Here is a 25,026-nt window from a genome sequence, read left to right as displayed (position 1 = left end):
CACGACCTCGAAGAAAGTGACCCAGGACCCATGAGCGACATCCGAGACGACGGCCGTTCCAAGAACGGCGCGGACGAATACGGCGCCGATTCCATCAAGGTGCTGAAGGGTCTCGATGCGGTCCGCAAACGCCCCGGCATGTACATCGGCGACACCGACGACGGCTCGGGCCTGCACCACATGGTCTACGAGGTGGTCGACAACGCCATCGACGAGGCGCTGGCGGGCTGGGCGACGGAGGTCTACGTCGGCCTCAACGCCGACGGCTCGGTGACGGTGCGCGACGACGGTCGCGGCATCCCGACCGACATCCATCACGAAGAGGGCGTTTCGGCGGCCAACGTCATCATGACGCAGCTGCACGCCGGCGGTAAGTTCGACCAGAATTCCTACAAGGTCTCGGGCGGTCTGCACGGCGTCGGCGTCTCGGTGGTCAACGCGCTCTCCGTCCAGCTCGACCTGCGCATCTGGCGCGACGACAAGGAGCACCACATGGTGTTCCGCCACGGCGTGCCGGACGAGGATCTCAAGGTGGTCGGCCCGGCGCCCGGGCGCCGCGGCACCGAGGTGACCTTCCTGCCGTCGTCGGAGACCTTCACCAAGACCGACTTCGATTTCGCCACGCTGGAGCATCGCCTGCGCGAGCTGGCGTTCCTGAATTCGGGCGTCAACATCACGCTCGAGGACCGGCGCGGACCGGAGACCGTGGTGCAGAAGCTGCACTACGAGGGCGGTCTGGTCGAATTCGTGAAGTACCTCGATCGCGCCAAGAAGGCCGTCGTGCCGGCGCCGCTCTACACCAAGAGCGAGAAGGACGGCATCACCGTCGAATGCGCGATGTGGTGGAACGACAGCTACCACGAGCAGACGCTGTGCTTCACCAACAACATCCCGCAGCGCGACGGCGGCACCCATCTCGCCGGCTTCCGCGCCTCGCTGACCCGTCAGGTGACCGGCTATGCCGACGCCTCCGGCCTGATGAAGAAGGAAAAGGTCTCGCTCTCGGGCGAAGACTGCCGCGAGGGTCTCACCTGCGTCCTCTCCGTCAAGGTGCCGGACCCGAAGTTCTCGTCGCAGACCAAGGACAAGCTGGTCTCCTCGGAAGTCCGTCCCGTCGTCGAGAACCTGCTCAACGAGGCGCTGTCGACCTGGTTCGAGGAACATCCCTCCGAGGCCCGCACGGTCGTCGGCAAGGTGATCGAGGCGGCGGCGGCGCGCGACGCGGCGCGGCGTGCGCGCGAACTCACCCGCCGCAAGGGCGTGCTCGACGTCGCCTCGCTGCCGGGCAAGCTCGCTGATTGTTCCGAGAAGGATCCGGCCAAGTCCGAACTCTTCATCGTCGAGGGTGACTCGGCCGGTGGCTCCGCCAAGCAGGGCCGCAACCGCGAGAACCAGGCGGTGCTGCCGCTGCGCGGCAAGATCCTCAACGTCGAACGCGCGCGTTTCGACCGCATGCTGTCGTCGGAGCAGATCGGCACGCTGATCACCGCGCTCGGCACCGGCATCGGCGCCGACGAGTTCAACGTCGACAAGATCCGCTATCACAAGATCATCATCATGACCGACGCGGACGTCGACGGCGCGCACATTCGCACGCTGCTCTTGACGTTCTTCTATCGGCAGATGCCGGAACTGATCGACCGCGGCTATCTCTACATCGCCCAGCCGCCGCTCTACAAGGTGACGCGCGGCAAGTCCGAGCAGTACCTGAAGGATCAGAAGGCCTTCGAGGACTATCTGATCGACCAGGGCCTCGAGGACACCCGTCTGGTGCTGGCGTCCGGCGAGGAGATCGCCGGCCTCGACCTCAAGGGCCTGATCGAGGAGGCGCGGCAGATCCGCAGTCTCGTCGACAATCTGCACCATCGCTATCTGCCGTTCATCGTCGAACAGGCGGCGATCGCCGGTGCGCTGTCGAAGGCGCTGCTCGACGACCGCGCCAAGGCCGAGGCCGCCGCGACGCGCCTCGCCGAGCGGCTCGACGTGCTGGCGGACGCCTACGAGCAGGGCTGGTCGGGCCATGTCGGCGAGGACGGTGGCATCGTCGTGACGCGGACGCTGCGCGGCGTCGCCGAGACCCGTACGCTCGACGCCGGCCTGATCGGCTCGCTCGACGCGCGCAAGCTCGACGGCCATGCCGCCCGCCTCTCCGAGATCTTCGGCCGGCCGGCGCATCTGCGCCGCAAGGAGACGACGACCGTCGTCCACGGTCCGGGCGAGCTGCTCGACGCCGTCTTCGCCCAGGGTCGCAAGGGCATCGCCATGCAGCGCTACAAGGGTCTCGGCGAGATGAACCCGGAGCAGCTGTGGGAGACGACGCTCGATCCCAACATCCGCTCGCTCCTCCAGGTCCGCGTCAAGGAAGCCGACGACGCCGGCGAGATCTTCACCCGCCTGATGGGCGACGAGGTCGAGCCGCGCCGCGACTTCATCACCGAGAATGCGCTCACCGCCAATCTCGACGCCTGAGCCAGCGGGGGTCCCGATGACGGAGCGCACGGAGATCGACGTCGCGGTGATCGGCGGCGGCGTCGTCGGCTTGGCGATCGCGGCGGATCTGGCGCGACGCGGTCGCGAGGTCTTCGTCTTCGAGCGCGGGCCGATCATCGGGTGCGGCATCTCCTCGCGCAACAGCGAGGTGATCCATTCCGGCATCTATTACCCGACCGGCAGCCTGAAGCATCGGCTCTGCGTCGAGGGGCGCCGGCGGATCTACGCCTTCTGCGAGGCGCGCGGCATCGGCCACAGGAAATGCGGCAAGCTGGTCGTGGCGACGAGCGAGGCCGAGATCGCGGCGATCGAGGGGATCGGTCGGCGAGCGGTCGAGAACGGGGTGGAGAACACCCGGCTGCTCGACCGGGCGGCGGTCGCCGCGCTCGAGCCGAAGCTCCACGCGGTCGCCGCCCTCGAGGTCGCCGAGACCGGCATCCTCGACACCCATCAGTTCATGCTGGCGCTCCAGGGCGACGTCGAGGCGGGCGGCGGCGCGGTGCTCCTCGGCCACGACTTCGTCGGCGGGCGGGCCGTGGACGGGACGTTCGATCTCGACTTCGTCGTCGAGGGCGCGGCGATGCCGGTCCGGGCGACGACGCTGGTGGTCGCCGCCGGGCCGTGGAGCCACGCGGTGCTGGCGCGGCTCGACGGGGTCGCGGCGCCGGGGCGGCCGAAGCTCCGCCTCGCCAAGGGCTCCTACTTCTCCTATCCGGGCAAGCCGGTGTTCTCGCGGCTGATCTATCCGGCGCCGGTCGACGGTGGGCTGGGCACGCACCTCACGCTGGCGCTCGACGGGCGGATGCGCTTCGGCCCCGACGTCGAATGGCTTTCGGGCGACGACGCCGACGCGGTCGACTTCGCGGTCGATCCGGTGCGCGGCGAGACCTTCTATGCCGCCATCCGCCGCTACTGGCCGGGCCTTCCCGACGGCGCACTGGTGCCGGACTATTCCGGCGTGCGTCCGAAACTGTCGGGGCCGGGGGAACCGGCGGCCGACTTCCGGATCGAGACGGCGGCCGATCACGGCATCGCCGGGCTTGCCGTGCTCCTCGGCATCGAGAGCCCGGGCCTGACCTCGTCGCTGGCGATCGGCGATCTGGTGGCGAGCCGCCTCGGTGCGGAGGCGTGAGGGCCGCGAGCGACGGGTTGCGCCGGTCGCCCGACCTGCACTAGACAGGGGCTCGAGACGCCGGTGGCCGAAAGGTGCTGCGGCACGCGGGGGAAATGGCCCATGGAATTCTCGTTCCTCGAGCCGGCCGGGTTGGTGGCGATCACGCCGAAGCGTCATGGCGACGCGCGCGGCTGGTTCTCGGAAGTGTTTCGCGACGATCTCTTCCGCGCGAAGGTCGCCGACGTGAGCTTCGTCCAGCACAATCAGTCCTATTCGAAGCCGAAGGGCACGGTTCGCGGCCTGCATTTCCAGCTGGAACCGCGGGCGCAGGGCAAGCTCGTGCGCTGCCCGCGCGGGCGCGTGCTCGACGTCGCGGTCGATCTGCGCGCTTCGTCGCCGACCTTCGGGCAGCACACGACGCTCGAACTCTCGGCCGAGAACGGCCGTCAGCTGTGGATCCCGGCGGGTTTCGCCCACGGTTTCTGCACGCTCGAGGACGACTGTGAGATCGCCTATCTGGTGACCGACTATTACAGCCCCGAGCACGATCGCGGGCTCGCCTTCGACGATCCGGCGCTCGGCATCCAATGGCCGGTCGCGGCGGCGGAGGCCGTGCTGTCGCCGAAGGATCGGGTGCAGCCGCGGCTCGCCGACCTCGGGACCGTCTTCGCCTGACGCCTTCATCCTGCCTTCGGACAATCGGGAGTTTCTCATGCGGATCGTGGTGACGGGTGGGGCGGGCTTCATCGGGTCGGCGCTGGTGCGCCATCTGGTCACCGAGGTCGGCGCCGAGGTTCTGACCCTCGACAAGCTGACCTATGCCGGCAACCTCGGGAACCTCGCCGCCGTCGAGGCTCACGCGAACCATCGCTTCGTCCAGGCCGACATCTGTGATCGCGCCGCGGTCGACGCGGTCTTTGCGAGCTTTCGGCCCGACCGGATCTATCATCTCGCCGCCGAGAGCCACGTCGATCGTTCGATCACCGGGGCGGCGGACTTCGTCACCACCAACGTGATGGGCACCTTCACCCTGCTCGAGAGCGCCCGCCATTTCTGGAACGGGCTCGAGGGGGATGCAAAGCGCGACTTCCGCTTCCTCCACGTCTCGACCGACGAGGTCTACGGCTCGCTCGGCGCCGAGGGGCTCTTCACCGAGACGACGCCCTACGATCCGTCCTCGCCCTATTCGGCGTCGAAGGCGGCGTCGGATCATCTGGCGATCGCCTGGGGGCGGACCTACGGGTTGCCGACCGTCGTCTCCAACTGCTCGAACAACTACGGCCCCTATCACTTCCCCGAGAAGCTGATCCCGCTCGTGATCCTCAACGCGATGCACGGCAAGCCGCTGCCGGTCTACGGCGACGGCTCCAACATCCGCGACTGGCTCTATGTCGAGGATCACGCCCGGGCGCTGCATCTGATCGCCTCGAAGGGCCGGCTCGGCGAGACCTACAACGTCGGCGGCCGCAACGAGCGCAAGAACATCGACGTGGTCCGGACCGTCTGCGCGATCCTCGATCGGCTGGCGCCGAAGAACCACCCGCACGCCGACCTCATCACCTTCGTCACCGATCGCCCCGGCCACGACGCGCGCTATGCGATCGACGCGACCAAGCTCGAGACCGAACTGGGCTGGAAGGCGCAGGAGAACTTCGAGAGCGGCATCGAGAAGACGGTGCGCTGGTATCTCGACAACGAGGCCTGGTGGCGCCCGCTGCGCGACAAGGTCTATGCCGGCGAACGGCTCGGCGTGCTGACCGGAGCGAAGTGAGCCCATGCGGATCGCGGTGACGGGCCGGAACGGACAGGTCGCGACGGCGCTGATCGAGCGGGCGGCGGCGGCGGGGCACACGGTGATCGCGGTCGGCCGTCCGGAACTCGATCTCGCCGAGGACGGCGACGCGACGGCGGTCTTCGCGGGAGCAAAGCCCGACGTGATCGTCTCGGCGGCGGCACACACGGCCGTCGACAAGGCGGAGAGCGAGGCGGATCTGGCGTTCGCCATCAACGGTCGCGGTGCGGGCCGCGTGGCGAAGGCCGCGGCCGCGCTCGGCGTGCCGGTGATCCATCTCTCGACCGACTACGTCTTCGACGGGTCGAAGCCGACCGCATGGGTCGAGACCGACCCGGTGGCGCCGCTCGGCGTCTACGGCGCCTCGAAGCTCGCGGGCGAGGAAGCCGTGCTCGGATCGGGCGCGCGGGCGGTGGTCTTGCGCATCGCCTGGGTGCATTCGCCCTTCGGGGCGAATTTCGTCAAGACGATGCTGCGGCTCGCCGAGACCCGCGACCGGCTCGGCGTCGTCGCCGATCAGATCGGCGCACCGACCTCGGCCTTCGACATCGCCGACGGCATCCTGGCGATCGCGGCCAATCTCGTCGCGCGGCCGGAAGACGCTGCGCTCGAGGGCGTCTTCCACATGGGGGCCGGCGGGCCGGATGCCTCGTGGGCGGATTTCGCCGAGGCGATCTTCGAAGGCGCCGCCGCACGCGGGCTGAAGGTGCCGGCGGTCGACCGTATTCCGACCAAGGCCTATCCGACGCCTGCGAAGCGGCCGGCGCGGTCGCGGCTCGAATCGTCGAAGCTCGCCGACGTCCACGGCGTCGTCCTGCCCGATTGGCGGGGCTCGCTCGAACTGGTACTCGACAGGCTCGAGGGGCCGCGGCGCGCGGCGTCCGAAGGAGTGGCTTGATCATGAAGGGCATCATCCTCGCCGGCGGCGCCGGCACGCGGCTTCACCCGATGACGCTGGTCACGTCGAAGCAGCTGATGCCGGTCTACGACAAGCCGATGATCTACTATCCGCTCTCGGTGCTGATGCTCGCCGGCATCCGCGAGATCCTGATCATCTCGACGCCGACCGATCTGCCGAACTTCGAGCGCCTGCTCGGCGACGGTTCGCAGTGGGGCCTGTCGCTCTCCTACCGCGTCCAGCCGAACCCGGGCGGCCTCGCCCAGGCCTATACGATCGGCGCCGACTTCGTCGCCGGTGGGCCGTCCTGCCTGATCCTCGGCGACAACATCTTCTACGGCCACGGCCTGCCGGTGTTGCTCGAGCGCGCGGTGGCGCGGACGAGCGGCGCGACGGTCTTCGCCTATCACGTCACCGATCCGGAACGTTACGGCGTCGTCGAGTTCGATCGCGACATGAAGGCGCTGTCGATCGAGGAGAAGCCGGCGGTGCCGAAGTCCAACTGGGCGGTGACCGGGCTCTATTTCTACGACGAGACGGTGGTCGACATCGCCGCGAACATGAAGCCCTCGGCGCGCGGCGAGCTCGAGATCACCGACGTCAACCGCGTCTATCTCGAGCGCGGTCAGCTCTCGGTCGAGATGATGGGTCGCGGCTACGCCTGGCTCGACACCGGCACGCCGGACAGCCTGATCGAGGCGGCGGAATTCGTCCGCACGCTGGAGAAGCGGCAGGGCTTCAAGATCGCCTGCCCCGAGGAAATCGCCTATCGCATGGGCTTCATCGACGCCGCCGGTCTGGACCGTCTCGCCGACGCGCTGGGCAAGAGCGCCTACGGGGCGTATCTCAGGACGCTCGGCGCGCGGGCGGGGGCATTCTGAGCCGTCGCTTCGGCCGCGGGTCGATCGGGAGATCGTTGCCATGAAGCAGGACGCGACGACGGGCACGAGACGGCAGCTGCCGCCCCTGTCGATGGTGCGTGCCTTCGAGGCGGTCGGGCGGCTGTCGTCGATGCGCAAGGCGGCGGACGAACTGGCGGTCTGCCACACGGTCGTCTCGCGCCACGTGCGCAATCTCGAGGCCTGGTTCGGGGCGCGACTGGTCGAACGCAGCCCGCGCGGCATCCAGTTGACCGAAGAGGGGCGCATCTTCCTGCGTTCCGTCTCCAGCGCCTTCGATCTGATCGCCTCCGCCACGGCGGAGCTGCGGCCGTCGACGGCGCGCGGGCTCTTCCGGGTGTGGTGCGTGCCGGGCCTCGCCGCGCGCTGGCTGGCGCCGCGGCTCGTCGGGCTGCAGGAGGCGCTGCCGGGCGTCGAGATCGTGCTGCGCGCCACCAAGGAGCGGCCGAACTTCGCCCATTACGAAGCCGACGGCGAGATCGCCTACGGCGCCGAATCCACCGCGGCGGCGCGGTCGGAACTGCTCGAGCGCTCGCGGCTCTTCCCCGTGGCGAGCCCCAACTGGATCGCCGCCCACCCGCCGATCGAGAGCCTCGAGGACCTGACGAAGGTCACGCTGATCCACGAGGAGAGCCGCGATCAGTGGCGGCAGTGGTTCGAACTCGCCGGTCATCGCCCGCCCGGCGATCTCGCCGGCCCGCGCCTGTGGTACGCCTCCTCGGCGCTCGACGCGGCGGTGGCGGGGCAGGGCGTGGCGCTGGCGACGCGGCTGCAGGCGGCCGACGACATCCAGACCGGCCGGCTGATCGAGTTGCTCGAGACCGACGTGTCGATGGGGAACTACTGGTTCGTGGCGCCGGAAGCGCGCTGGAACGACCCCGTCGTCTCGCGTTTCCGCGCCTGGCTCGCCCGCTCGGTCGACGAGACCCGCGGCGGCGAGGGCGCGGGGGACTGACGCCCCCGCGACGCTCTCACAGGCTCGAGCGCATGCGCTCCGTCCGACGCTCCAGCCACTTCACCGCGGCCAGCAGCACGATGGCCGTGGCGATCATCACGGCGGACGCCGCGGCGATGATCGGCGACAGGCTCTCGCGCAGACCCGAGAACATCTCACGCGGGATGGTGCGCTGTTCGGGCGAGGCGAGGAAGAGCACCGTCACCACCTCGTCGAAGGACGCGGCGAAGGCGAAGAGCGCACCGGTGACGACGCCGGGCAGCACCAGCGGCAGCATCACACGGCGGAAGGCGAGGAGCGGCGGGGCGCCGAGGCTGGCGGCCGCGCGCATCAGGTTGTGGTCGAAGTTCGACAGTGAAGCGCCGACGGTCACGACGACGAAGGGGCTGCCGAGCGCGGCGTGCGCCAGCACGATGCCGAGATAGGACTGGGTCAGGCCGAGCGGCGCGAAGAAGAAGTAGAGGCCGACGGCATAGATGACGATCGGCACGACCAGCGGCGACAGCACCAGGCCGGTGATCAGCTTCTTGCCCCAGAAGTCGGTGCGGGCGAGGCCGACCGCGGCCATGGTGCCGAGCACGGTCGAGAGCGCCGCCGACAGCGCGCCGATCAGGAACGAGTTCTTGACCGCGACCGCCCATTTCTCCGAGGCGAAGAAGGCATCGAGCCACTTCATCGAGAAGCCGCGGATCGGATAGACGAGGAACTCGCCGTCGGAGAAGCCGAGCGGCAGGATCGCCAGGATCGGCGCGATCAGGAAGATCGCGGTGAGCGTCGCGAAGATCGCCAGTGCCCAGCCGGAGAGGCGTTCGGTCGCGGTGAGGGGCATGTGGTTCTGAGACATCGGCTCCTCCTCAGGCGCGGCGGGTGACGATCTTGGCGTAGACGACCGAGAGCACGGTGGTGCAGACGAGCAGCACCACGCCGAGCGCGGCGGCGAGACCCCAGTTGATCGTGTCGTTGACGAAGAAGGCGATGAACCAGGAGAGCATCTGGTCGTCGGCGCCGCCGACCAGGGCGGGCGTGATGTAGTAGCCGATGGCCGAGATGAAGACGAGCAGCGCACCCGCCGCCACGCCCGGCAGCGACTGCGGGAAGTAGATGCGGCGGAAGGCGGTGAAGGGCGTGGCGCCGAGCGAGCGAGCGGCGCGCACCGTCTCCGGGCGGATGCCCTTCATCACGGCGGCGAGCGGCAGCACCATGAAGGGCAGCAGCACGTGGGTCATCGCCACGACGACGCCGATCCGGTTGAAGATCAGCCGCATCGGGTGGTCGATCAGGTGGAGCCACATCAGGAACTGGTTGACGATGCCGTTCTCCTGCAGGAGCACGATCCAGGCGGCGGTGCGCACCAGGAGCGAGGTCCAGAAGGGCAGCAGCACGAAGACCGTCATCACCGCGGCCGTGGTCTTCGAGGCGCGCGTCATGAGGTAGGCGTAAGGGTAGCCGATCAGCAGGGCGAAGAGCGTCACCGCGCCCGACACGGAGAAGGTGCGCCACAGGACCGTGCGATAGATCGCTTCCTTCTCCGGCACCGCGGTGATCGAGCCGCTGTCGGACTTGCGCAGGTCGAGCGAGGCGAGGAGGTAGTAGTCGGTCAGGGGGCCGGAGGCGCGGCGCAGCGCCGTCAGCGTCTCGGGCGCGACCCACTTCTCGTCGAGTTCGACGAAGACGGCGCGCCAATCGCCGTTCGGCGCCGCGTCGAGCTTGGAGATGCGGCGGGCGGCCTTCATCACCAGCGTGCGGCCGCCGTCGACGGCATAGTTGAGGCGGCGGGCCGCCATCGCGACTGTGTCGGCGGCAGCGGACGACTTGATGTCGGCGGCGAGCGCCGGCCACAGGGTCGCGGGCGGTTCGCCCTTGCCGTCCCAGGCGCGGGTGATCTGGACGGTGTTGGGCCAGACCGAGGCGACGTCGCCGTCCATCACCGATCGACGCAGCATGTCGAAGATCGGGATCAGGAAGGTGAAGACGAGGAAGACCAGGAGCGGCGCCACGAGGAAGAAGGCGGTCCAGCGACGACCGCGCTCGGCGCGGGCGTGGGCGCGCAGCAGGTCCAGTTCGGCGGCGGTGACGTCGGTCATGGACTTCCCTCGAAGCTCGTTCGTTTGGAGGGCGCGGACGCCCTCGTCGGTTTTCGGTCGGCTCAGTGAGCGATGCGCCGGACGTCTCTTGCGCCGGTGCCGCTCTTTCCCCTCCCCTCAGGGGTGGGGCAGGGGTGGGGTGAAGCCGAAGGCATCCGCTCTCGCGGAGCCTCGGTACTGCAACGCCCACGTTTCCCGAGCGGCGAGGTCGAACCCCACCCGGCCCTGCGGGCCACCCTCCCCTGAGGGGAGGGTGGAGATCGTGGCGACGTTTCGGAGGACGGCCGAAACGTCCGGAAGGGTGGATCGCGGCGGACACTCCCCCGCCGCGATCCGAGGGCGCTCAGTTCTGAGCGGCCCACTTGTTGAAGCGCTCGGTGAGCTTGTCGTTGTTCTCGAGCCAGAACTCGACGTCGATCATCTTGGCCGAGGCGAGGTTCTGCGGCGCGGTCGGCAGGTTCGGCAGCACGGCCGGGTCGATCAGCGGCGTCGCGGCCTTGGCGGTCACGCCGTAGGCGATGTAGTTCGGCAGCTTCGCCTGGTTCTCCGGCTTGCCGGCGAGAGCCAGGAACTTGTAGGCGGCGTCGACGTTCGGCGAGCCCTTGAGGATGACCCAGCTGTCGAGGGTGTAGAGCGCCTGGTTCCAGACGATGCCGAAGTTGCGCTTGTCCTTCTTGTTGGCGGCGTCGATGCGGCCGTTGTAGACGGACGTCATGGCGACTTCGCCGGAGGCGAGGAACTGCGGCGGCTGGGCGCCCGACTTCCAGAACACGAGGTCCTTCTTGATGGTGTCGAGCTTCTTGAAGGCGCGGTCGACGCCGGCCGGGGTCTTGAGGACCTCGTAGACCTTGTCGGCGGCGACGCCGTCGGCCATCAGCGCGATCTCGAGCGTCGTCTTGGCGCCCATGCGCAGGCCGCGCTTGCCCGGCCAGGTCTTGGTGTCGAAGAAGTCGGCCCAGGACTTCGGCGCCTTGTCGGCCGGGATCTTGTCCTTGTCGTAGCCGAGGACGAAGTCGTAGAGGATGGCGCCGACGCCGCACTTGTGGACGGCGTCCGGCAGATAGGCGTCCTTGCCGCCGATCTTGGCGAAGTCGAGCTTCTCGTAGAGGCCTTCCTCACAGCCGATCTCGAGCTCGTCGCTCTCGACCTGGACCACGTCCCAGCCGGCGTTGCCGCCCTGGACCTTGGCGCGCAGCACGCCGACGCCGCCGTCCCAGCTCTCGTCGACCAGGTCGATGCCGGCCGCCTTGGCGGGCTCGAAGTAGATGATCTTCTGGGCATCCTGATAGGCACCGCCCCACGAGACGACGGCGAGCTTGCCACCGGCGGCGTGAGCCACCGCGCCGGCGATCAGGACGGTTGCGGCGGTGGCCGCGAAGAGATGACTGCGCTTCATGGTGTTCTCCCGTTTGGATCGGAGCGTTGCGTCTCGTCGTGGTGCCGCAGGCCGGGGCCGGCGACGGGGGATGCGCCGGATCGCGAGGGCGCGATCCGGAAGGGGATCACTGCGCGGTGCGGTCCGGGTCGTAGGCCCGGGCGTGGCGCGTCAGGAAGCCGAAGCGGATCTCGGAGCCGACCTCCGGTGCGACGACGTCGCGGGCCGGCTGCTTGGCGATGACGTCGAGGCCCTCGGCGGCGATGTGCACCTGGAGGTGGTCGCCGTGATAGACGACGTCGGTCACCTTGCCGGTCAGCACGTCGTCGAGCCCGTCGGTGCCGTCGGCGATGCGGACGTTCTCGGGCCGGACGATGACGGCGGCGGGGCCGCTCTCGCCGACGTCGACGGCGAAGGCCTCGAGCGTCGTGCCGCCGGCGGTCCGGACCACGGCGTTCTCGCCCTTGCGGCCGACGATGGTGCCGTCGAAGCGGTTCGATTCACCGACGAAGGTGGCGACGAGGCCGTCGGCGGGCTCCTCGTAGAGGGTGCGCGGATCGGCGAGGTGACGGATGCGGCCGCCGGCGAAGACGGCGATGCGGTCCGACATGGTCAGCGCCTCGGTCTGGTCGTGGGTGACGTAGACCACGGTCAGACCCAGCGACATGTGCAGCGAGCGGATCTCGTACTGCATGTGCTCGCGCAGCTGCTTGTCGAGCGCGCCGAGCGGTTCGTCCATCAGCACCAGCTCCGGCTCGAAGACGAGGGCGCGGGCGAGCGCGATGCGTTGTTGCTGGCCGCCGGAGAGCTGCGCCGGCTTGCGTTCGGCGACGTGGGGCAGGCGCACCATGTCGAGCGCGCGCTTCACCTTCGCCTCGACGTCGGCGCGGCTCATGCCGCGGACCTCGAGCGGGAAGGCGATGTTCTCGGCGATCGTCATGTGCGGGAACAGGGCATAGTTCTGGAACACCATGCCGATGCCGCGCTCGTGCGGCGGCTTGCGGGAGAGCGGCCAGTCGCCGAGATAGATCTCGCCGCCGGTCGGAACCTCGAAGCCGGCGAGCATCATCAGACAGGTGGTCTTGCCCGAACCCGACGGCCCGAGCAGGGTCAGGAACTCGCCCTTGCGGATCTCGAGATCGAGGTCCTTCACCACGTGGGTGCGGCCGTCATAGGTCTTGGAGACGTTCTGGAAGGTGACGAGCGTCGGGGCGCTCGCGAATTCCGACCGTCGGCCGGGCAGGGTCTTGGACGGCTTCAACGCTCCTCCTCGCCCGCTCAGGGGCATCCTCGACAGGGGCGGCTTCTCTTTCGTCCGCCGCTGCACTGCACTTTGCGTAGGCATGACGCTACAAAGGGCAGGGGCCTTCACACAATTGCTTTTTTTCGTCCATGGCGGTGCCTTGAGAGCACCACCTGGAAAGGGGCGCCGGCAAAGCCGATTCGAGGCGGAATTCAGCCCGAATCCACGGGTTCCGCGCGGGCCGTGGCTCCGGTGCGCGACGAATTTCGCACCGGCTCCGGGCGGGGTGGCCGCTTCGGCGCACCACGGGGCGATTGCGTAGGAGGCGCCGCGTCGGCTGTTGCGACGCAGCGGAATGCGCGCCCGGCGCGTGTGCGGGCGCGAAATCGGCGTCGCGCCAGGGGCGACGATGGGCGGTGTGACGGGGCGGTGTCGGCATCCCGGCGTTCCTCGACGGCCGCGATCCCGCGCTCCGGGTTCTGATGCTCCGGTATCGAGGCGCGAGGGCGGCGGCGGTCAGGTTCGCCGAGACGGCGCCCGTCCGCAAGCCCTCCGAACGAACGTTCGTACAGGAAGCGACGCGGGGGCGTTCGGCGCCCGTCGCCTCACTTCAGCATGGCGGAGAGGGCGGTGACCGAGACGCCTTCCTCGACCAGCCGGCCGAGTTCTTCGGCGACCATGGCGACGGCGCGATCGACGTCGTCGTCGGTGTGGGCGGCGGAAAGGAAGAAGCGCAGGCGGGCGGAGCGCTCGGGCACGCCGGGCGGGATGATCGGGAAGGCGTTGACGCCGCGGGCGAAGAGCCGGTCGGCGAGGACGACGGTGCGGATGCTGTCGCCGACGACGATCGGCACCACGGCATGGCCCCAGCTCTCGCCGACGTCGAGGCCCGCGGCACGGGCGCGTTCGAGGAAGCGGCGGGCGACCGTCTGGAGGCGCGCGACGCGCTCGGGCTCGGCTCGCATCAGGCGCAGCGCCGTCAGCGAGGCGACGGCGAGCGGCACCGGCATGCCGACCGAATAGACCATGCCGGGGGCATGGAAGCGCAGATAGTCGATCAGCGCGGTCGAGCCGGCGATGTAGCCGCCGCAGCCGACCAGCGTCTTCGACAGCGTGCCCATCCAGATGTCGACACGACGGGGATCGACGTGCGCGTGTTCGGCGATGCCGCGGCCCGTGGCGCCGAGGACGCCGAGGGCATGGGCCTCGTCGACCATCAGCCAGGCGCCCCAGCGTTCCTTGATCTCGACCAGACGGGCGAGGTCGGGCCCGTCGCCGTCCATCGAGAACAGGCCCTCGGTGACGATCAGGCAGCGCTCGAACTTGTGGCGGTTGGCCTCGAGCAGGCGCTCGAGTGCGTCGAGGTCGTTGTGGGGATAGAGGCGACGCTGAGCGCGCGAGGTCTCGGCACCGACGACGATCGAATTGTGGGCGAGCGCGTCGTGGACGATCAGATCCTTCGGCCCGATCAGCGCGGCGATGGCCGAGACGTTGGTGGCGTGGCCGGAGACGAAGACCAGCGCGGCGTCGGCGTCGTAGACGGCGGCAAGTTCGCGCTCGAGCTCGCGATGGGCGGGGCGTTCGCCCGCCGTCAGGCGGCTGGCGGAGACCGAGGTGCCCCATTCGGCGGCGGCGGCGCCCACCGCCTCGGTCACCTTCGGGTGACCGTTGAGGCCGAGATAGTCGTAGGAGGCGAAGTTCAGGCAGTCGCGGCCGTCGATCGTCGCACGGGCGCCGGAGCGGCCCGCGTGCAGGCGATGGAACGGGTTGGCGATGCCGAGCATCTCGCCGGCGACGAGATGGGTGGTCATCGAGCGATAGCCGGGCAGGGAGACGAAGGACGTGTCCCAGTTGCCGCGCGGCGGGGCGGTCTCGCGCTGGCGCGCGGCCGGCGGCGAGCCGCGGCGCATGGCGGCGAGCATGGCGGCGCGCTGGTCGCCGGAGAGCCGGCCGCGGTCGTCTTCGCTGGTCACGTCCGCCCCTCCAGGCGCTTGCGACGGGCCTCGATCTCGGCCGAGAGGCCGGCGAAGGCCTCGCCGTCGCCGCCGTGCATGGCGACGAGGGTCTCGTCGCCGACGTCGAGACGGCCCTCTTCGGGAGTATCGCCGCCGCGCAGCGACTGCAACAGCCGGCGGGCGAGATCGTGCAGGTTCTTGACCGAGGTGATGGCGACCAGCGGCAGCTCGACGCCGAAGCGGCTCTCGACGTTCATGCGCAGCTCGAGCGCCATCAGCGAATCGAGGCCGAGTTCGTCGAGGGGCCGGCCGACGTCGACCTCCGACGGCGCCAACCGCAGGATGCGGGCGACCTCGCCGGCGACGATGTCGCAGAGGATCTTCAGCGCTTCGCCGTCCGACTTGCCGTCGATCAGGGTGGCGAGATCTGTCTCGCCCTCCTCGCTCTCGCCGTCGCCGCGCAGGAAGTCCTCGAAGGCGGGGGTGGCGAGCAGTGCCAGATCGCGCAGAGCGCCGACCTTGCGGAAGCCGGCGCAGCAGATGACCGGATCGTCGAAACGGTCGGCGCGGGCGAGGAGATCGTCGAGCCGGGCGAGCGCCTCGCGGGCGCGGAAGCCGGCGACGCCGGTGACGCGCTCGAGCCGCGCCGCGGTCGCGCCTTCGCGGGCGAGCACGCCGACGTCGGCGATGGCGCCCCAGGCGACGGCGAGCGCCGGCAGGCCCTCGGCGCGGCGGCGGCGGGCGAGGCCCTCGACGAAGGCGTTGGCGGCGGCATAGGCAGATTGCCCGGGGCTGCCGACCAGCGCCGCGGCCGAGGAGAAGAGCACGAAGGTCTCGACCGGCTGGCCGCGGGTGGCGCGGTCGAGGTTGACGGCGCCGCCGACCTTGGGGGCGAGGACGCGGTCGATCCGCGTCGCATCGAGGTCGGCGAGGAGGCCGTCGTCGAGCACCATGGCGGTCAGCCAGACGCCGGAGATCGGCCCGACGTCGCGGGCGGTGCGCGCGATCAGCGCCTCGACCGCGTCGAGATCGGCGGCATCGACGGTCTCGACGCGGAAATCGACGCCGCGGGCGGCGAGTGCGGCGACCTTCTCGGCCGTGCCGTCTTCGAGCCGACCCGAGCGGGAGGCGACGACGATGCGGCGGGCGCCCTTGTCGGCGAGGTGGAGCGCGGTCGCCAGACCGAAGCCGCCGGTACCGCCGACGACCAGCTGGACGCCGTCGCCGGGGGCGAAGGGCGTCTTCGCCGCGGCCGGCAGGCGGCGCGTGCCGGGGACGGGCGGGCGCACCAGGATCTTGCCGACGTGGCCGGCGGCCTGCATCAGGCGGAAGGCCTCGCCGATCTCGTCGGCCTCGAACAGGCGGTGGGGCAGGGCCGAGAAGCGCCCTTCGCGGAAGCCTGCGGTGATCGCCGCGAAGCCGCGGGCGACGATCGAGGGATCGTGGGCGAGCAGCTGGTCGACGTCGACGCCGTGATAGGTGAGGTTGCGGCGGAAGGGGCGCAGCGCCAGCTCGGTGTTGGCGACATAGTCGCGCTTGCCGAGTTCGACGAAGCGGCCGAAGGGCTTCAGGCACTTCACGCCGGCCCGCATGGCGTCGCCCGACAGGCTGTTCAACACCACGTCGACGCCGCCGAGGTCCTTGCGGACGGTGTCGACGAAGTCGAGCGAGCGCGAATCGAGGATGGTCTCGGCTCCGAACAGACGGGCGAGGGCGCGCTTCTCCGGCGTCGAGACGGTGGCGACGACGCGGGCGCCGAGGCTGCGGGCGACCTGCAGCGCCGCCAGTCCGACGCCGCCGGCGGCGCCGTGGACGAGGACGACCTCGCCCGGCTTCAGCCGCGCGCATTCGACGAGGCCGTACCAGGCGGTGACGAAGGCGACCGGCACGGTGGCGGCGGCGGTCGGCTCGATGCCCTCGGGCGCGGGGACGAAGACGTCGGCGGGGCCGGTGACGTGGCTGGCGAAGGCGCGCGGGGCGAAGCCGAGCACGACGTCGCCGGGACGGAAGCGGGCAGCGCCCTCGCCGAGCGCGACGACGCGGCCGACGCATTCGAAACCGTAGTCGGCGCCGGCGAGACCGTCGGCGACGTCGCCCTCGTCGAGCAGGCCCATCGCCAGCATCACGTCGCGGAAATTGAGGCCGGTGGCGATCACCTCGACCTCGATCTCGCCGAGACCGGGGGCGCGGCGGGGTTTGGGGCGCCAGGTGAAGTGTTCGAGCGCACCGCGCCGCGGCAGCACCGCCTCGAGCGCCTCCGTCGCCGCCTCGGCACCCGTCGCGGCGGGAAGACCGCGGCGGACGCGCGGCACGAAGGTGCCGTCGGGCGTGACGGTGGTGTCGGCCTCGCCGTCGTCGCGGGCGATCCAATCGGCGAGCGCCGCGCCGGCCGCGGTGTCGTCGAGCGCCGGATCGAGATCGAGGACGCGGATGCGTGCGCCGGCCCGTTCGTTGAGTGCGACGCGGAGGAAGCCGCGGATCGCGTCGCAGACCGGATCGCGCCCTGCGCCGGTGCCGGTGCGCAGCACGACGGCGAGGCGGGGCGATCCCGTACCGGCGAGGAGGTCGGCGCGCAGCGTCTCGAGCGCCGCGACGGCGCGGCTGCGGTCGTCACCGGCGGCGCGGGCGAAGAAGCGGATGCGCTCGGCGGGTGCATCGGCATCGACCAGGCGCCCGTCGCGCGCCGCAAAGGCGGTGCGGAAGGCGGCGAGGAGGCCGGCATCGGCCGCGTCCTCGTCGAGGATCCGGGCGATCGGCGCCGGCGCCGGTGTCGCGGCCCGCGCCGGCAGGTGGCCGATCAGGGCGATCTCGCCGGGCGCGCCGATCGCGTGCTCGCCGATCGCGGAACAGCCGATTCGTTCGAGGCGTCGGCGAGCATCGCCGATCGGGCAGATGCCGCCGATCGCCAGATTCGGATCGAGGGAGCCGGCGAACCAGTCGTCGGCCATACCGAACCAGAAGTCGATCAGTCCGTCGTCCATCGGATGGAAGACGACGAGGGCGCCGTCGTCGACCACGTGGGCGGCCATCTTCTCGAGCAGGTCGTCGTCGCGGCCGTGGCTGGCGACCATCAGAGCGAGATCGAAGCGTGGCGCATCGCCGGGGGCCGTGGCGAGGTCGAGCACGTCGATGCCCGATCCCGCGGGCAGGCGCGCGGCGAGGCGTTCGAGGCGGGTCCGATCGGTGCCGGCGACCGTCACCCGCAGGCCGGTGCGTTGGACGTGACCGAGCAGCAGGGCGAGGAGGCGGCGGGCGTGCGACTGGGCGACGAGAAGGCGCGGCGGCACGTCGCCGTCGGCGCTCATCAGCGCCCGGAGCGCGGCATCGAGGCTGCGTCGCGCCGGGCCGGACAGGAGCGGCGTCTCCTCGAAGACCTGTGCCAGCGCGCGGCCACGGCCGGGAGCCGGGCCTCCGGTGAGGAAGCCGTCGATCTCGGCGGCGGTTCGGGCGGCGTGCAGCAGTTCGTCGTTGGCGGCCGGGAATTCGGCGGCGAAGGTCGCCAGAATCGGTTCGGGCTCCGGCAGGCCGGTCTCGGTGGCGAGCCGGACGCCGGCGGCGTCGAGATCCGCCAGACCGGCGTCGGCGAGGACCTCGGCCATGTGGCCGACCCAGCCGGTCGCCTCGGGCGAGAGCCGTCCGGCGAGGGTCGCCGCGCCGATGTCGAGGCGGCGATCGGCGTCGGCGACGCGGAGGAGGGCCCGGTGGGCGGTCGCCAGCATGTGGGCGCGCAGCATCAGCCGCGCCTCGTCGGGTGCCTCCTCGCCACGGCCGGCGAAGGCGGCACCGATCACCGCCGCGGGGTCGAGCGGCGCGGCGCGTTCGCGCCGGCAGATCTCGACGCGGAAGCAGACGTCGTCGACGGCGCGCTGTTCGAGCATGACGCGGCGCATGTGGATGCCGTCGGCCTCGGCGACGATCCTGCCCTCGGCGTCGAACAGATGGACGCCGACGGTCAGCGTGTTCTCGGTCTCGCGCTCGACCCGGACGCTGGCGGCGACGACGGTCGCGCCGTCGCGATGGAGCACGAGGCGGGTGATGCCGACCGGCAGATGGGTCTCGCGCGACGCGGGGTCGGCGTCGACGAAACAGAACAGCGGGTGGAGCGCGGCGTCGAGGCTCGCCGGATGGAGCAGCAGCGGCGACAGACCCTGCCCGAGCGGGACCGGCGTCGCGGGCAGCGTCTCGACCGTCATCGTGTCGCCGCGCCGGTCGCAGGCGAGCGCGAGGCGGAAGGCCGGGCCGTAGTCGATGCCGAAGACCGACGCGGCGGCATAGATCGCGTCGGTCGCGAAGGTGCCGCGCCGGGTGCCGCTGCCGGCGGGCGGGCGACGCGGCGCGGTCGGTGCGGCGAGGCGGGCGCGGGCGTTGAGGCTCCATTCGTCGGGACCGAAGCGCGGGCGGCTCCAGATCTCGACGGCACCGGTCGCCTCGGCGTGGCGGATCGACAGTTCGCGCATGCCGTCGGCCGGCAGGGTCAGCGGCACCAGCACGTCGAGGTCTTCGAAGGCGAGGGGGCCTTCCGGCTCGAGGTCGCGGCCGACGGCGAGGATCATCTCGGCGATCGCGGCGGCGGGCACGACGATCTCGCCCTCGACGACGTGGTCGGCGAGCCAGGGCTGGAGGCGGGCGTCGAGGCGGGTGCGCCACTCGTGCTGGCCCTGCGCCAGACGGGCGCCGATCAGCGGATGGATCGCCTCCTCGCCGAAGACATCGAGCCGTTCGGACGTATGGGCGAAGCGGTGTTCGCGCCGCTGCCAGGCATAGGCCGGCAGGCCGAGGGTGCGGTCGACCGGCGGCGGCGGGGCGGTGGGCTCGACGAGCGTCGCGCCGTTGGCGACCAGCCGGGCGACGATGCGGGCGATCGGATCGGCATGGGTGCGGCGATCGTCGGCCTCGGCGAGGGTCGCGACCGTTCGCGCCGCGGAGCCGGCGTCGCGCAGCGTGTCGGCGATCGGCGACTGGAGGATCGGGCGTGGGCCGATCTCGACGAAGAGTCCGGCGCCGAGGCCGGCCGCCCTTTCGATCGCGTCGCGGAAGCGGACGGGGGCGCGGACGTTCCACCACCAGTGATCGGCGTCGAGCAGGCGGCCGCCGATCGGCTCGCCGGTCACGGTGGAGATCAGTTCGATCGACGCGGGGCGCGGGGCGATCGGGCCGAGCGCCTCCAGCATGCGCTCGCGCAGGCCGTCGACGAAGCGGGAGTGGAAGGGATATTCGATGTCGAGCGTGCGGCTGGCGATCCGCCGGCGGCGACCCTCGCGGACGGCGCGGGCGACCGCTTCGGTTGCGCCGGAGATCGTCACCGAGGCGGGGCCGTTGTCGGCGGCGATCTCGACGTCGTCGCGGCGGAGGTCGGCGAGGAGGTCGGCGATCGCCTCGCGGCCGGCGGCGAAGACCGCCATGGTGCCGCGGCCGTGCACCGCCTCCTGGCAGGCGGAGCGGGCGGCGACGATGCGCAGGGCGTCGTCGAGACCGATCGCGCCGGCGTCCGTCGCCGCGGCGAGTTCGCCGATCGAATGGCCGACGACCATCGCCGGGCGGAGACCGGCGGCGACGAGGCTCGCCGTCGTCGCGGTCTGCAGGCCGAAGAGGATCGGCTGGAGGAAGGCGCCGAAGCGCATCTTCTCGGCCAGTTCAGGATCGTGCAGATCGTCGACCAGCGAACGGTCGGAGAGCGTCGCGAAGGTCGCGGCGACCTCTTCGAACCGGGTGCGGAAGGCGGCGTTGCGGGCGAAGGCGGTGCGGCCCATGCCGGCCCACTGGGCGCCGTTGCCGGAATAGACGAGGCAGACGCTCGCTTCGCGGCCGCGCGCCAGACCCTCCTCGACGTCGCCGTGGCGGCCGTCGGCGGCAAAGCCCGCGAGCGCGCCGGCGAGATCGTCGGCGTCGAGGGAGACGACCGCGCGGTGTTCCATCAGATCGCGGCCGGCGACCAGCGCCGCGGCGAGACGGTGCGCGTCGACACCGGCCTCGAGCCGTTCGGCGACGGTCTTGGCGCCGGCGCGCAGCGCCTCGCGCGAGGCGGCGGAGACGACGAGGCGGGCGGGCGCGGCGGTCTCTGCGGCGGTGTCTGCCGAGCGCTTCGGGGCGCCGCGCAGCAAGACATGGGCATTGGTGCCGCCGAAGCCGAAGGACGAGACGCCGGCGACCAGCGTCGCGGGCTCGCTCGGCAGGGCGATCGCGGTCCGGGCCGGGGCGAGGTTGAGGCCTTCGAAGTCGATGTCGGGATGGAGCGCGTCGAGATGGAGGCTCGCCGGCAGCACCCGCGTCTCGAGCGCGATCAGCGCCTTCATGATGCCGGCGACGCCGGAGGCGGGCTCGAGATGGCCGATGTTCGACTTGACCGAGCCGATCGGCAGCGGACGCGACCGGCGGCGACCGAGGACGCGGCCGAGCGCCTCCGCCTCGATCGGGTCGCCGACCCGGGTGCCGGTGCCGTGGGCCTCGACGAAGGCGAGCGCGTCGGCGTCGAAATCGCGATAGATGCGCTCGAGCAGGGCGGTCTGGCCGTCGAGGCCGGGCAGGGCGATGCCGGAGGTGCGGCCGTCGGAATTGACGTCGGCGGCTTCGACCGTGGCCCGCAGCGCGCCGAGGCGGGCGCTATCGGTCCGCGTCAGGACGAGGGCGACGGCGCCCTCGGAACGGACGTAGCCGTCGCCGTCGGCCGAGAACGGCCGGCAGAGGCCGGTCTGCGACAGCATCGAGGCGCGCGAGAAGCCGACGAAGGAGAAGGGCGACAGCAGCACGTTGACGCCGGCGACGATCGCCGTCTCGACCCGTCCCGCCTCGAGGTCGGCGACGGCGCGGGCGAAGGCGACCAGCGACGACGAACAGGCGGTGTCGACGGTGAAGCTCGGCCCGCGCAGGTCGAAGACGTAGGAGATGCGATTGGCCAGGATCGACAGCGTGTTGCCGGTCATGAAGTGACTGTCGATCGAGGCCGGATCGGCGGCGTGGATGTTGCCGTGATCGAGGCTCGAACCGCCGACGTAGACGCCGACGTCGGTGCGGGCGAGCGAGGCCGGCGGGATCTCGGCATCGCCGAGCGCGTCCCAGACGACCTCGAGCAGCAGACGCTGCTGCGGGTCCATCTGCGCCGCCTCGCGCGGCGACAGGCCGAAGACGGTGGTGTCGAAGGCGAAGGGCGCGTCGAGATAGCCGCCGGCGAAGGAATAGGCATAGCCGGCTGCGTTGCGCGCGGGGTGGAGATGGCGAGCGACGTTCCAGCGGCCCTCGGGCGCTGGGCGCACGGCCGAACGGCCCTCGGCGAGCAGCGCGCGGAAGCCCGCCTCGTCGGCCGCACCGGGCAGACGACAGGCTGCACCGACGATGCCGATCGTCGGAGCGCGGGAGGCGTCCAATCGCCCGGAGGTCTCGATTCGCTCGGTCATCTCGGCAATCGGATCACATCGTTCTCCCGGCGGCGAGCGTTCCGAGCCCGTCTGCTCGTCTCCCGCCGAATTCCCCGGCGGCCCGGAGGCCACCTTCCGCCCGCTGTCGCGGACCCTGTCCAGATCACGTTTTCAGCGAACCAGCCGTTCCCACGATCCGCTGCGTGTGTAAAGTTTCGGCATCGTTTCTCATGTCGTCGACCGGCGGTAAGGCGTCCAGATCCGTCACCAATCTTTGTGCCACACTCGATGCTCCGACTTCCACGGCTTCTTTGGCGACGAAGCCGCCTCTGAGCTGGATGCGATCTTGTATCAACCGAAAAAAGGCATCGGTCAGGCGCAGATCGGGCGGTGTCGGGGCGGTCCAGAAGCTTTCGAGCGGACCGGGCGCGACCATGCCGGCGACGCCGTAGACGGCATGGCCGAGGGCGAAGACCGGTCGGCCGGCGAGAAGGGCGGTGACGCCCACCGTCGAATTGATGAGAACGACGCCTTGGGCCGCGGCGATCAGCGCGTCGAGCGGGCCGCCGACGATCACCGCGACGCGGTCGGCGATGCCGAGGGCGGCGGCGCGGCGGCCGATCGCGGTGCGCCAGTCGGCGAGGCCGTTGTCGATCGGATGGACCTTGAACAGCAGGTGGCGATCGGCCGGCGCCGAAGCGGCGAAGGAGGCGAGCGTCGTCTCGACCAGCGCCATCAGGTCGCCGCCGGGGGCATGGACCCTGATCTGCCAGTCGCCGGCGAGCTGCAGCGGGAAGAGGAAGAAGCGCCGTCGGCCGTCGAGGAAGGCGGGCAGCGTGGCGGCGAGGCGCCGCCGTTCCAGCGGTGCCTTCACCTGTCGGAGGGCCCAACCGGCATATTCGACGAGCGGGTGGACCGGCCCGTGGGTGCGGTAGTGGCGATGGACGAAGGGGCCGAGGACGACGTTCGGCAGGTGATAGGCGAGGTCATAGAGCGAGTAACGCAGCTCCGACTGCCGCCACAGCGGCCGCAGATCGACCGGCGGTGCGCCTTCCGCCATGGCGAGAATCACCGCCTGGTCACGCGGCATGCGCGAGCGGCCGGACATGCCGTCGGGCTCGAGGGTCAGCCAATCCGGGCGCAGATAGCCGTGTTCGAGGATGTGGATGCGGACGCCGCGGCCTCGGGCGACCGGGATCGCGGCGGCATGGACCGGGCGGCCGTCGCCGAGCATGACGACGTCGGTGATGCCCTCGCTCGCGATCAGACGCTCGAGGAAGGCGGGCCAGTCGGCGAGCCGGCCCTTCCAGAAGATCGACGGTGGGGCGGGGCGGCGGCGGCCGAAGGGCAGCCCGGTGATCAGGCGCCAGAAGACGAGATCGCCGAGGCAGAAGGCGATGTGGCGGACGCCGTGTCCGGCCTCGATCACCCGGTCGGCGACGCGGCGCAGGAAGGGCGAGGCGGGACCTTCGAGGAAGAGCACCACGCGGCGGCGCGGCGGGCTCGAATCGCGAGAGGGGGACGGCGCTTCGCTCATCGCTCTCCTCGACCGGGGCTGTGGTGATCGGTCGATCGACCTCGGCGATCCCGTCACGACCGGTCAGGCGCCGGTCGGAATGGGCGTGCGGACCGAAGGGTCACTGACTCAGCGACTTCGCCGTCACCGCGGGGCCGGCCGCCTGCTGCACCACCGACAGAACCTTGCGGACCGTCGTGAACGGGGCGTTGGCGACGTAGACCATGTCCTTGTTCTGGACCGAGAAACGACGGGCCACGAAGAAGGTGTTGGTGTTGCGCAGGTCGACCCGATAGACGACGTCGACCTTGGTGCGGCCGGCCGGGATCGGGAACTTCGGATCGAGGCGGCGGGCCACCTCGACGTTCTCCTGGCGCAGCAGGAAGACCGCCGACGGATCGGACTGTTCGTCGAGCAGACCGCCCGACTTGGCGACCGCCTCTTCCAGCGTGATGCCGCGGGCGTCGAAGGTGACGAGCGCGTTGCGGCCGGTGGCGCCGAAGGCGGTGAAGGTCTGCGGGTCGCGGACGATGGTCAGCGTGTCGCCGGGGCGGGCGAAGATGTTCTCGCTCGGGCGATCGAGCAGCGTCTGCATCGGCACCACGGCGGTGTGTCCGCCGCGGGTCAGGCTGACGAAGGTCTCGTGCACCGGCGAGCGGATGCCGCCGGCCTGGGCGATGACGTCGAGGATGCGATCGCCGCGGGTCGACAGCGGGATGCGGGCGCCGTTGACCACCTCGCCGGTGATGGTGACCGTGTTGGCGAGGTTGCGGCTGACGGTGACCAGCGCCTGCGGTTCGATCGCCTTGCCGGTGAGAGCGGCGACGATGCGCTGTTCGACGGCGGGCGGCGTGAAGCCGGCGACGCGGATGCGGCCGGCATAGGGCACGGTGATCGAGCCGTCGCGGGCGACGACCTGATCGGGGATCACCACCGAGCGCGAGCCGGGCGAGGCGTTGGAGACGACCGCCGAGGAGAAGAGACCGCCGGATGCGGCTTCCCAGATCGTCACGTTGATCGAATCGCCGATGCCGATCAGCGGATCGGGCGACGGACCGTGCGAGCCGAATCGGCCGAGGAGCGAGGAATCGGGGCGGGTGGCGACGATGTCGGCGACGCGGGCGTCGAGATCGACGACGAGGTAGCCGTCGAAGGACTCGTCGGCGGCGGGCGCGCCGTCGGCGACGACGGACTGCGAGCTCGGGCCCTGGGCGGGAAGTGCGGAGCAGCCGACCAGAAGGGAGGTCGCCGCAACCATGGCCGCCAGATGCAACAGAACCCGCATGGAAACCCCGTGAACCCCGAAAGACCGCAACGCATGCCGCAGACGCGCGACGCCGGCCGCACCATGCG

15 protein-coding genes are annotated in these 25,026 nt (G+C 70.7%); 7 read left to right on the top strand and 8 right to left on the bottom strand.

Going from position 1 to position 25,026, the window contains the following annotated elements; genetic code table 11:
• Positions 1-30: 30 nt before the first annotated feature.
• The 7 genes from gyrB (at position 31) to ACT53U_RS18300 (ending at position 8,148) form a co-directional block, all read left to right on the top strand.
• Positions 31-2,469, top strand: coding sequence for a DNA topoisomerase (ATP-hydrolyzing) subunit B (gene gyrB / locus ACT53U_RS18330; protein ID WP_476157256.1), 2,439 nt, complete (start codon positions 31-33; stop codon positions 2,467-2,469).
• A 16-nt stretch (positions 2,470-2,485) separates the two neighbouring features.
• Entirely contained in the window at positions 2,486-3,622 is a 1,137-nt protein-coding gene (locus ACT53U_RS18325) for an NAD(P)/FAD-dependent oxidoreductase (RefSeq protein ID WP_476157254.1), read from the top strand.
• Between the two features lie 102 nt (positions 3,623-3,724).
• Positions 3,725-4,279 (top strand): dTDP-4-dehydrorhamnose 3,5-epimerase, encoded by a 555-nt coding sequence (gene rfbC, locus ACT53U_RS18320; RefSeq protein WP_476157253.1) that lies wholly within the window; start codon positions 3,725-3,727, stop codon positions 4,277-4,279.
• Between the two features lie 37 nt (positions 4,280-4,316).
• Positions 4,317-5,375, top strand: coding sequence for a dTDP-glucose 4,6-dehydratase (rfbB, locus tag ACT53U_RS18315; protein WP_476157252.1), 1,059 nt, complete (start codon positions 4,317-4,319; stop codon positions 5,373-5,375).
• Between the two features lie 4 nt (positions 5,376-5,379).
• Entirely contained in the window at positions 5,380-6,294 is a 915-nt protein-coding gene (gene rfbD, locus ACT53U_RS18310) for a dTDP-4-dehydrorhamnose reductase (RefSeq protein WP_476157251.1), read from the top strand.
• Positions 6,295-6,296: 2 nt separating this feature from the next.
• Entirely contained in the window at positions 6,297-7,175 is an 879-nt protein-coding gene (gene rfbA, locus ACT53U_RS18305; protein ID WP_476157249.1) for a glucose-1-phosphate thymidylyltransferase RfbA, read from the top strand.
• Positions 7,176-7,215: 40 nt separating this feature from the next.
• Positions 7,216-8,148 carry a LysR substrate-binding domain-containing protein gene (locus tag ACT53U_RS18300; RefSeq protein ID WP_476157248.1) on the top strand — a complete coding sequence of 311 codons (933 nt, stop codon included), beginning with the start codon at positions 7,216-7,218 and terminating at the stop codon, positions 8,146-8,148.
• A 16-nt stretch (positions 8,149-8,164) separates the two neighbouring features.
• Here the strand turns inward: ACT53U_RS18300 and ACT53U_RS18295 are convergent, their stop codons facing one another.
• The 8 genes from ACT53U_RS18295 to ACT53U_RS18260 all read right to left on the bottom strand — a co-directional run bounded on the left by ACT53U_RS18295 (position 8,165) and on the right by ACT53U_RS18260 (position 24,958).
• Positions 8,165-8,992 (bottom strand): ABC transporter permease, encoded by an 828-nt coding sequence (locus ACT53U_RS18295; RefSeq protein WP_476157246.1) that lies wholly within the window; start codon positions 8,990-8,992, stop codon positions 8,165-8,167.
• A gap of 10 nt (positions 8,993-9,002) precedes the next feature.
• On the bottom strand, positions 9,003-10,232 hold the full coding sequence (locus ACT53U_RS18290) for an ABC transporter permease (protein ID WP_476157245.1): 1,230 nt from the start codon (positions 10,230-10,232) through the stop codon (positions 9,003-9,005).
• A gap of 343 nt (positions 10,233-10,575) precedes the next feature.
• A complete protein-coding gene (locus tag ACT53U_RS18285) occupies positions 10,576-11,628 on the bottom strand; it encodes an ABC transporter substrate-binding protein (RefSeq protein ID WP_476157243.1) in 1,053 nt (350 codons plus the stop codon).
• Positions 11,629-11,734: 106 nt separating this feature from the next.
• Positions 11,735-12,868, bottom strand: coding sequence for an ABC transporter ATP-binding protein (locus ACT53U_RS18280; RefSeq protein WP_476157241.1), 1,134 nt, complete (start codon positions 12,866-12,868; stop codon positions 11,735-11,737).
• A 587-nt stretch (positions 12,869-13,455) separates the two neighbouring features.
• A complete protein-coding gene (locus ACT53U_RS18275; RefSeq protein WP_476157240.1) occupies positions 13,456-14,823 on the bottom strand; it encodes an aminotransferase class I/II-fold pyridoxal phosphate-dependent enzyme in 1,368 nt (455 codons plus the stop codon).
• Positions 14,820-22,166: an SDR family NAD(P)-dependent oxidoreductase gene (locus ACT53U_RS18270; RefSeq protein WP_476157239.1), complete on the bottom strand. Its 7,347-nt coding sequence runs from the start codon at positions 22,164-22,166 to the stop codon at positions 14,820-14,822. The genes ACT53U_RS18275 and ACT53U_RS18270 overlap by 4 nt, the downstream gene beginning before the upstream one ends.
• Positions 22,167-22,320: 154 nt before the next feature.
• Positions 22,321-23,694: a capsule biosynthesis protein gene (locus ACT53U_RS18265; protein ID WP_476157238.1), complete on the bottom strand. Its 1,374-nt coding sequence runs from the start codon at positions 23,692-23,694 to the stop codon at positions 22,321-22,323.
• 100 nt (positions 23,695-23,794) lie between these two features.
• Complete coding sequence (locus ACT53U_RS18260; protein WP_476157237.1) at positions 23,795-24,958, bottom strand: polysaccharide biosynthesis/export family protein; 1,164 nt, start codon at positions 24,956-24,958, stop codon at positions 23,795-23,797.
• Between the last annotated feature and the right edge of the window lie 68 nt (positions 24,959-25,026).

The organism is Pinisolibacter sp. DMC19, assembly GCF_056313985.1.
Note: the sequence above shows the minus strand (reverse complement) of the source record. Positions and strands in the feature narration are given on the sequence as shown.